Consider the following 10,009-nt stretch of genomic DNA (forward strand, 5'->3'; position numbering starts at 1 on the left):
GCCACAGGGGACGTCGCCGCGCGTCGGTATCGTGGCCGACGGCTGTCAGTTAACGTCCCCAGGGAGTCTCAGGTGCCCACGATCGACGACATCGGCGCCCGCGAGATCCTGGACTCTCGCGGCAACCCGACCGTCGAGGTCGAGGTCGAGTTGGACGACGGCACCATCGGGCGGGCCGCGGTGCCCTCGGGTGCCTCCACCGGGGCCTTCGAGGCCGTGGAGCGCCGGGACGGCGATGCCGGCCGGTACAACGGCAAGGGAGTGGAGGCCGCGGTCGAGGCGGTGAACTCGGAGATCCTCGCCGAGCTGCTCGGCTACGCCGCCGACGAGCAGCGCATCATCGATCAAGTGCTGATCGACCTGGACGGTACGCCGGACAAGTCCCGGCTGGGTGCCAACGCCATGCTCGGGGTCAGCCTCGCGGTGGCGCGGGCCGCCGCGGCCAGCGCCGGGCTGCCGCTGTTCCGCTACGTGGGCGGGCCGTCCGCGCACCTGCTGCCGGTGCCGATGATGAACATCCTCAACGGCGGAGCGCACGCGGACACCGCTGTGGACATCCAGGAGTTCATGATCGCGCCGATCGGTGCGGACACCTTCGCCGACGCCCTGCGCTGGGGCGCGGAGGTCTACCACGCGCTGAAGTCGGTGTTGAAGAGCCAGGGGCTGGCCACCGGGCTGGGCGACGAGGGCGGGTTCGCTCCGGACCTGCCCAGCAACCGGGACGCGCTGGACCTGATCGGCCGGGCCGTAGGGCAGGCCGGGTTCACCCTCGGCCGGGACGTGGTACTGGCCCTGGACGTGGCCGCCACCGAGTTCTGCACCGACGGGGTGTACAGCTTCGAGGGCCGCAAATGCTCCGCGGAGCAGATGGCCGAGTACTACGAGAGCCTGCTCGACGCCTACCCGCTGGTGTCCATCGAGGACCCGATGGACGAGGAGGACTGGGCGGGCTGGAAGGCGCTCACCGACCGGGTTGGCCACCGGGTACAGCTGGTCGGCGACGATCTGTTCGTCACCAACCCGGCCCGGCTGGCCCGCGGCATCGAGGCGAGCACGGCGAACGCGCTGCTGGTGAAGGTCAATCAGATCGGCACACTCACCGAGACCCTGGACGCGGTCAACCTCGCGCACCGCAACGGCTACCGGGCGATGATGAGTCACCGGTCCGGGGAGACCGAGGACACCACGATCGCCGACCTGGCGGTGGCCACCGACTGCGGGCAGATCAAGACCGGTGCCCCGGCCCGCAGCGAGCGGGTGGCCAAGTACAACCAGTTGCTGCGCATCGAGGAGGAACTCGGCGACGCGGCCCGCTACGCCGGCCGCGCGGCGTTCCCCCGGTTCCGGGTCAGCGGCGCGTGAAGGTTCCCCGCCGCGCGCCGGCCCCGCGGACCACAGCCCGGGACCGGGCCCGCCCCGTCGCAGCCCGACGGCCGGCCCGGCCGCCGCGTCGTGCGCTGCGCGGACGCGTACCGGCCATGGTCGTGCCCGCCGCGCTGGTGGTCTCGCTGAACACCCGGCGTAACCCTTTCACCCGGCGCGCGGCGATCTTCGCCTCGGTGCTGCTGTTGGTTGCCATCTCGGTGGCCTATCCCGCTCAGCGTTACGTCGCCCAGCGCCGGCACATTGCGGACCTGCACGCCCGGGTCGCCGCCAGTGCCGTGCGGGTCGCCGCGCTGCAGCACGAGTCCACGCTGCGCGCCCAGAATTTCTACGTCGAGCGTGAGGCGCGGCTTCGACTGCACTACGTGATGCCCGGTGAACAGGCATTCCGGGTCAGCGACCCGCCGCCGGCCGACGCGGGCGACACCCCGGCCGCGGTCAGTCCGTTGTGGTGGAACCGCCTGCTCGCGTCGATGTCCGACGCGGCCACCCCCGTGGAGCAGCTGCCCACCGGCAACCGACACGCCCCGTAACGCGATGGGTGTGCTCGGACCGGATCCGACCGCCGCGGACTCCGCGGCCGTACACCGGCAGCTGGGGCGTGCCGCGCGCGGGGCGGACTCGGTCGCGTACCGATGTCCGTGCGGCGAACCCGCCGTGGTCGCCACCCGGCCCCGGCTGCCGGACGGCACCCCGTTCCCCACGCTGTACTACCTGACCTGCGCCCGGGCCACCTCGGCGATCGGCACGCTGGAGGCGGCGGGCAGGATGAACACGATGAACGCCCGCTTGGCCGACGATCCCGGGTTGGCCGCGGCACACCGCGCCGCGCACACGGACTACCTGACGCGCCGTCACCGGCTGGCGGACGTCCCGGAGATCGCAGGTGTCTCCGCGGGGGGTATGCCGGATCGGGTGAAGTGCCTGCACGTCCTCGCCGGTCACGCGTTGGCGGTCGGGCCCGGCGTCAACCCCCTGGGTGACGAGGTGGTGGCCGAACTCGGCGAGTGGTGGCTGGTCAACCCCTGCGTGCAGCGGGAACACACGGAGGAAGCATGAAGCGGGTCGCCGCGGTCGACTGTGGGACCAACTCCATTCGCCTGCTGATCGCGCAGGTCGGCGGCGACGGCGGGCTGGTCGAGCTGAACCGGCGCATGCAGATAGTGCGGCTCGGTCAGGGCGTGGACGCCACCGGGCGGCTGGCTCCCGAGGCGCTGGAGCGCACCTTCGCCGCGGCCCGGGAGTACGCCGCGTCGATCGCCGCCGCTGACGTGGACGGGGTGCGGGTGGTGGCCACCAGCGCCACCCGGGACGCGAGCAATCGCGAGGAGTTCGAGGTCGGAATGACCGAGATCTTCGGGGTTGCCCCGGAGGTGGTGCCCGGCGAGGTGGAGGCGGCGTTGTCCTTCGCCGGGGCCACCGGTGGGCTGGCCGCGGCCGGGGTGGCCGCCCCTTACCTGGTAGTGGACATCGGCGGTGGCTCCACCGAGTTCGTGCTGGGGACCGAGGCGCCGACCGCGGCCCGCTCGGTCAACGTCGGCTGTGTGCGGATGCGGGAGCGGTGGCTGACCGAGGATCCGCCCACGGCCGAGCAGATCGAGGCGGCCATTGCGGACATCGACGCGGCGATCGCCGATGCCGCGGCGGTGGTGCCGTTGGCTGAGGCCGCGTCGTTGATCGGCGTGGCCGGCACGGTCACCACCCTCACCGCGATCGCGCTGGGCTTGCAGACCTATGACCCCGACGCGATCCATCGGGCGCGGGTCCCGGCGGCGAAGGTGCGTGGGGTCGCAATGCGCCTGCTGTCCCTGCGCCGCGACGAACGAGCCGCCATCCCGGCCATGCACCCCGGCCGGGCAGACGTCATCGCTGCCGGTGCGCTGGTGCTGGATCGGGTGCTGCACGCCGTCGGCGGTGCCGATCTGGTCGCCTCCGAACACGACATCCTGGACGGCATCGCGGCCTCGGTGTTAACGCGCGGCTAACCATCGTTGGCCCGGTCGGATGACACCGTTGGGCTGTCCGGGGGATGTCCCGGTTGAATCACCCGCGTGCCCGGACCGGTTTCTTAGCCTGGATTCATGCGCAACCGGGGCGGCTCGCGAATCACCTGGACCGCCGCCGCCGGACTGGCCGTGGCGGGTCTGCTGGCCGGCACCGTGGTTAATGCGCAGGCCGACCAGTCGGGCCCCGGACTCGGCATCAAGGTGCTGTCCAACCGTGCGGACATGATCTCCGGCGGTGATGCCTATGTGGAGATCACCGAACCGCCCGGCGTGCGGCTGCACCAAATCCGCGTGACGCTCGACAAGACGGACATCACCCGAGATTTCGGTCGTCGCGCCGACGGACGCATTCTCGGCCTGGTCGAGGGGATGAGCGTCGGCCCGCACACCCTGGATGCCCGTGCCGCCCGGATGTCCGGCGCCTCGATCACGATCACCAACCACCCGACGAGCGGACCCATCCTCACCGGGCCGCAGCCACAGCCGTACTACTGCACCACCACCCAGAACGGCCTGGGTGCTCCGCAGGATGCCGCCTGCGACGTGCCGGTGCGTTACCAGTGGTACTACATGCCGAAGGACCCCAAGGTCATCTCGGTCCAGCCTTACGACCCGGCACACCCCGCCACCGACGTGCGCATGATTGCCACCGACCAGCGACACCCGGTGCCCTACATCGTGCGCGATGAGCGTGGCGTCATGGATCGGGGCATCTACGACATCGCGGTGCTCTACGACCCGTCGAAACCATGGCAGCCGTGGGCGCCCCAGTTGGGCTGGAACCACAAGGCGGTGTTCCGCGCCGGGGCGAGTTGCGGACCGGGCCATGTGCAGGGCGACTTTCATGACGCCGCGATCAAGGAGAACTACCTGCAACGCGGCTTCGCGGTGATCACCTCGGGCACCGCGAACTATGCCTACAACTGCAACGACGTGGCCGGCGCCGAGGCGCTGATGATGCTCAAGGAACGGCTCATCGAGCGCTACGGGGAGATTCGGTACACGATCGGCGAGGGCTGCTCGGGTGGCTCGGTCTCGGTGATCTCGATCGCGGCCAACTATCCCGGGCTGTTGGACGGGATCCTGCCCGAGTGCAGCTTCCCGGACCTGTGGGGCGTCGTGCAGGCCGGTACGGACTGCGCGTTGATGGCCACTTACTTTCAGAAAGCCGGCCGGCAGTGGGCCAAGGACGATGATCAGGCCGCGGCCACTGGCTTTGCCGCCCCGACGAGCTGCACGAGCATGGCCTCCTCGTGGAAAGCAATGTTCGACCCGGGCAGGGCGTCCACATGCACCGGTGAGCGGATGCCGGGCCCGCACCCGATCACAAAAACGGACTGGGTGTACGACCCGGTGCGGAACGCCACCGGCGTGCGCTGTTCGCTGCAGGACTTCCAGGAACCGCTGTGGGGGCTGCGCCCGGACGGCAAGGCCAACCGGGCCTACGACAACGTCGGCGTGCAGTACGGACTGAAGGCGCTCAACGCCGGAAAGATCAGCGTCGAGCAGTTCCTGGACCTCAACGCCAACATCGGCGGTTACGACATCGATGGTTCTTGGCAACCGCAGCGTTCGGTGGCCGATCCGGATGGACTGAGCCGGGCCTATCGCGGCGGCCGCATCGTCAACGCGGCCGCACTGGCGAACGTCCCGATCGTGAGCGTGCGCGGTTACGTGGAAGACGGATTCCACACGCGGGTAGAGGACCTGACGCTGCGTTACCGATTGGTCCGGGACACCGGCGGCTTCGGTAACCAGGTTATTCGCATCCTGCCGCTGCTGCACCCGTTCGTCGACGCCTTCGACCTGCTCGACGAATGGCTGTCCGCGATCGAGGCCGATTCATCCGATCGTCCGCAGGCGGACAAGATCGCGGCCGACCGGCCCGCTGATGTCGTCGATGGATGCGAGACCAAGACGGAGGAGATCATCACCGACGCTTCTCGCTGCTGGCACCTCTACCCGATGCATTCCAAGCCCCGGCTCACCGCGGGCGGGCCTGCCACCGAGGACGTCATCAAGTGCCAGTTGCGTCCGGCCGGCCGCGCTGACTACCCGGCGCAGATGACCATGGCGCAATTCTCCCGGCTGCTGGACATCTTCCCGGACGGGGTGTGCGACTGGACGCTGGCCGGCCAGGACCAGGTCCGACCGACCGGGACATGGCAGAGCTACCAGTCGGGGCCGGACGGGGTGCCGCTGGGTCCACCGCCGGTCGCGAAACGGGTCGGCTGAGGTAGTCATGAGAATTGGTGGAGGAACGCGCGGGGCCTGGATGGCCGTCGCCGGCCTTGCCGCCGGGACCCTGCTGTTCACCTCTGTGGTGAACGCGCAGGCAGACAAGAACTCCGGACCGGGGCTGGGTATCCAGGTGCTGTCCAATCGCGCCGACCTGATCTCCGGGGGAGAGGCCTACGTGGAGATCACCGAGCCGGCGGGGATCCGGGCCACTAACGTCCACGTGCTGTTGGACGGGCACGACATCAGTAGGGAGTTCGCCCGTCGGGACAACGGCCGCATCCTCGGGCTGGTCCAGGGCATGAGCAACGGCCCGCACGTACTGACCGCTCACGCCCGACGCCTGCCTGGAGCCGCGCTCAGCGTGGTCAACCACTCGGTGGGCGGCCCGGTGTTCGCGGGCCCACAGCTGCAGCCGTGGATCTGCACCACGAAGCAGCTGGGTTTGGGCGAATCCACCGACGCCGCCTGCAACGCCCCCACCCACTACGACTGGTACTACATGCCGGCCGATCCCAAGTTCGTCGAGGTGCAGCCCTATGACCCGGCGCACCCGGCCACCGACGTGCGGATGACCACCAATGACCGCGGCGTACAGGTGCCCTACATCGTGCGCGACGAGCGCGGGACCTCCGATCGTGGCGTGTACGACATTGCGGTGCTCTACGACCCGACCAAACCGTGGACGCCATGGGACCCGCAGCCGGGCTGGAACGGCAAGGTGTTGCTCCGCTTCGGTGCCAGCTGCAACCCCGGCCATGTGCAGGGCGACTTTCACGACGCCGCGCTGCAGGAGTTCTCCTTGTCCCGCGGCTTCGCGGTGCTCACCTCCGGCATGACCGTGATGGGACTGAACTGCAACGACGTGGTCGCTGCGGAGGCGGCGGGCATGCTCAAGGAGCACTTCATCGACCACTACGGGCAGATTCGCTACACGATCGGCGACGGCTGCTCGGGTGGCTCGACGTTGCTGTACACAACGGCGGACAACTACCCGGGTCTGCTGGACGGACTGCGACCGCAGTGCTCCTACGCCGACTTCTGGGGCTACATGCAGTCCGCTCAGGACTGCTCACTGCTCGGCCGGGTGTTCTACGTGCACCCCAACGAGTGGGGTGACAGGGACCGCGCCGCGGTGGCGGGATTCCGCACGCCGAGTTCCTGTCACGACTGGGCGGCGCTGTGGCAGAGCCTTTTCGAGCCGGCCAACCAGCCCGGCTGCCTCACCCTGCGGATGCCCGGCCCGCACCCGGCCAGCGTGAACTGGGTCTACAACCCGGCCCGTAACCCGAGCGGGGTGCGCTGTTCGTTGCAGGACTACCAGGTCAACGAGTTCGGGCTGCGTGCGGACGGCAAGGCCAACCGGCCGTACGACAACGTGGGAGTGCAGTACGGCCTGGCCGCGTTGCGCTCCGGGGCGATCAGCCCCGAGCAGTTCCTCGACCTCAACCAGAGCATCGGCGGCTGGGACATCGACGACCACTGGCAGGCCGCGCGCAGTGTCGCCGACCCCGACGCCATCTCCCGTGCCTACCGCGGCGGTCGGATCGTGAGCGGGACCAACCTGGCCCGGGTGCCGATCGTGAACATCCGGTACTACGACGAGCTCGGCTACCACACCGCGGCGGAGGACGACGTGCTGCGTGCCCGGCTACGGCGGGACACCGGAAGTGACGCCAACATGATGACGATCACCGCTCCGAACGGGGACAACCAATCCAGCCTGGCGTTCGTGTTGATCGACCAATGGCTGTCCGCGATCGAGGCCGATCACTCGACCGCGTCGGTGGCGGAGAAGGTGCGCGCGGACCGGCCCGCTGCCGCGCAGAGCATGTGCGTGCTGAAGAACGTGGGACACACCGATGCAGCCCAGTGCCTCGCGGCCTATCCCACGTTCTCCAAGCCCCGTTTGGTGGCCGGTGGGCCGGCCACCGACGACATGCTCAAGTGCCAGTTGCGCCCGATCTCGCGCGCGGACTACCCGCCCTCGATGACGGTGGCGCAGTTCTCCCGCCTCATGCAGATCTTCCCCGACGGTGTCTGCGACTACAGCGTGCCCGGCGTTGATCAGACGCCTACGCTGGGTCCCTGGCAGAGCTACGCGTCGGGTCCGGACTCCGTGCCACTCGGCCCCGCTCCGGTTGCCATCAGGCTGCGGCGCTGAGCAGATCGCCGGTAGGACAATGGCGGCATGCACAATGAACGGCAGGAAGAGCGGCGGGCATTCGTGCCGCCGGGCAGCGGTTGGCCGGACGACCCAGCCGACGCCGATACCCCGGTGGCCGTCGACGCCACCGCGGTCGCGGTGTTGGCCGCGGACGCGCCGGATCTGGTCGAGCTGACGGCTCGTCAGTCCGTGTGCCGGGCCTGCCCGCGACTGGTCGCCTGGCGGGAGCAGGTGGCGTTGGAACGCCGTCGTGCCTACGCCGGGGAGACCTACTGGGGGCGTCCGATCGCGGGGTGGGGCGACGAGGCGCCCCGGGTGCTGCTCATCGGCCTGGCCCCGGCCGCGCACGGCGGCAACCGGACCGGACGTATCTTCACCGGCGACCGCAGCGGGGACTGGTTGTTCGCCGCGCTGCACCGGGTGGGGTTGGCCGCGCTGCCCACCTCCACCCATGCCGGCGACGGCCAACGCCTGCTGGGTGCGCGGATGGCGGCCGCGGTGCGCTGCGCGCCCCCGCTGAACAAGCCGGACAACGACGAGCGGGACACCTGCAAGCCCTGGCTGGATCGCGAACTCGCGCTGGTGCTTCCGCACCTGCGCGCGGTGGTCTGCCTGGGGTCGTTCGGCTGGGCGGCGGCGCTGTCCTCGCTCGCGACGTGCGGTGTCGGCATCCCGCGGCCCCGCCCGAAGTTCGGCCACAACGCCGCGGTGGAACTGCGCGCCCCGCACGGCCCGCTGCTGCTACTGGGCTCGTTTCACCCCAGCCAGCAGAACACCTTCACCGGCCGGTTGACCGAGCCGATGTTGGACGAGGTATTGCGCCGCGCGGCGGATGCATGACGGGCGCCGGCGGCGCGGTGTCGGACAACCACAGACGCCGCACCGGCGGCCCCCAGGCGGACGCCGGGGGCGGCGGCACCTCGGTCAAACACGCGTTGCACAGCATCAGCAGGCCGGCCACGAACAGCCGCTCACGGGCCAGATCGGCCCCGCAGTGTGGGCAGTCGTCGGTCTCGTCCTGCCCCCCGGCCGTAGGTTCAGCCCCACCCTCGCGCACGCTGGTCTCCTCATCGTCAAATCCCAGCCGCCCCCGGTCGGCCCCGCAACACGGAAAACGCTAGAAGCGCGCGGTTTCTCGGCCGAGTCGCTCCGGTAAACGGCATGCGCCGTATTCCGCAGCGCGGGTCGACGCGTCCTTGCTGGTGCGGTCCTCGTAACACGTTCGACCCATTGACACGCCGCGCGTAACGTGCGCGACTCGCCGCCCGGTTACCGTCCCGGGAATGGGGCAACTGGGGGACACGGCGCTGTTCGAGCGCACCGCGCAGGTCGACTATCCGCAGGCGTTGACACTGGTCGGTCTGGTGATCGCGCTGCATGCCACGGCCATCGCCCGGGAGCGCTCCCGCCCCCGGCCGGACCGGGGGCTGATCGCGTCCATGGAGCAGCACCGGCGCGAGGCGGCGGACACCTGCCGACGGTTGACCTCCAGCGATCCGGATGAGTTGTTCCGGGTGGTGCAGGAGTACTCCGCCGTGCACGACACGCTGCTGGCGATGACGCGGCACGCCTGAGCCGCGGCACTTGTTCTGGCTAGCGGTTGCGGCTGATACTGCCCGAACAAGCCAGTAACCGCGACCTGGGGAGCTGCCGTGCGCACTGACCGGTTCCGACCGGCCGCGCTGATGGTTGCGCTCGCGCTCGTCCTGCCCGTGGCCTGCGGCGGCGGTGACCACGCTGCCGTCCCGACAACCACCCCGAGCGTGGATCCCAACGCGGTCGTTATCGGCCACGCGGGCAGCCTGAACGCCCTGGTGCAGGACAAGCTCAGTGCCGCGATGGCGGCGCAGGGGATCACCATCCGCAGCGATCCGGGGGCCTCGCTGGCTGTTGCGCAGAAGGTCAAGGACGGCACGCCGACCGATCTGTATGCCACTGCGGACGCCAACACCAACGAAGTGCTGATGGGTGCGCCCAACGGCAACAGGATCCGCTGGTTTGCCACCTTCGCCAGCAACGCCGTGGTGGTCGCCTATAGCCCGCTCAGCCCGAAGCTGGCGGACTTCCAGAAGGCGAAGGCGGGCACGACCGCGTGGTACGCGCCGTTGGAGCGCAAGGGTGTGCGGGTCACCCGCAGCGATCCGGATACAGACCCCGGTGGCTATTACACCGTGATGGTGGCTCAGCTCGCCGGGTTGGACGCCAAGGACAAGGG

9 protein-coding genes are annotated in these 10,009 nt (G+C 69.8%); all 9 read left to right on the forward strand.

Annotated features, from left to right (window positions below; translation table 11 throughout):
- Positions 1 to 72 precede the first annotated feature (72 nt).
- Positions 73 to 1,362, forward strand: a complete 1,290-nt coding sequence (gene eno / locus VGJ14_17880; protein HEY2834298.1) for a phosphopyruvate hydratase — start codon at positions 73 to 75, stop codon at positions 1,360 to 1,362.
- A 116-nt stretch (positions 1,363 to 1,478) separates the two neighbouring features.
- Positions 1,479 to 1,916: a septum formation initiator family protein gene (locus tag VGJ14_17885; protein ID HEY2834299.1), complete on the forward strand. Its 438-nt coding sequence runs from the start codon at positions 1,479 to 1,481 to the stop codon at positions 1,914 to 1,916.
- A 4-nt stretch (positions 1,917 to 1,920) separates the two neighbouring features.
- Positions 1,921 to 2,442: a DUF501 domain-containing protein gene (locus VGJ14_17890; GenBank protein HEY2834300.1), complete on the forward strand. Its 522-nt coding sequence runs from the start codon at positions 1,921 to 1,923 to the stop codon at positions 2,440 to 2,442.
- Positions 2,439 to 3,368, forward strand: a complete 930-nt coding sequence (locus tag VGJ14_17895; protein ID HEY2834301.1) for an exopolyphosphatase — start codon at positions 2,439 to 2,441, stop codon at positions 3,366 to 3,368. Before VGJ14_17890 ends, VGJ14_17895 begins: the two co-directional genes overlap by 4 nt.
- Positions 3,369 to 3,464: 96 nt before the next feature.
- Positions 3,465 to 5,624 carry a DUF6351 family protein gene (locus VGJ14_17900; protein ID HEY2834302.1) on the forward strand — a complete coding sequence of 720 codons (2,160 nt, stop codon included), beginning with the start codon at positions 3,465 to 3,467 and terminating at the stop codon, positions 5,622 to 5,624.
- Positions 5,625 to 5,664: 40 nt separating this feature from the next.
- Complete coding sequence (locus VGJ14_17905) at positions 5,665 to 7,791, forward strand: DUF6351 family protein (GenBank protein ID HEY2834303.1); 2,127 nt, start codon at positions 5,665 to 5,667, stop codon at positions 7,789 to 7,791.
- Between the two features lie 27 nt (positions 7,792 to 7,818).
- Entirely contained in the window at positions 7,819 to 8,634 is an 816-nt protein-coding gene (locus tag VGJ14_17910) for a uracil-DNA glycosylase (protein HEY2834304.1), read from the forward strand.
- 443 nt (positions 8,635 to 9,077) lie between these two features.
- Entirely contained in the window at positions 9,078 to 9,368 is a 291-nt protein-coding gene (locus VGJ14_17915) for a hypothetical protein (GenBank protein HEY2834305.1), read from the forward strand.
- Positions 9,369 to 9,446: 78 nt separating this feature from the next.
- A partial coding sequence (locus VGJ14_17920) for a substrate-binding domain-containing protein (GenBank protein ID HEY2834306.1) occupies positions 9,447 to 10,009 on the forward strand: 563 nt, incomplete at its 3' end.

Source organism: Sporichthyaceae bacterium (assembly GCA_036493475.1).
In the GTDB taxonomy this organism is placed as follows: Bacteria; Actinomycetota; Actinomycetes; order Sporichthyales; family Sporichthyaceae; genus DASQPJ01.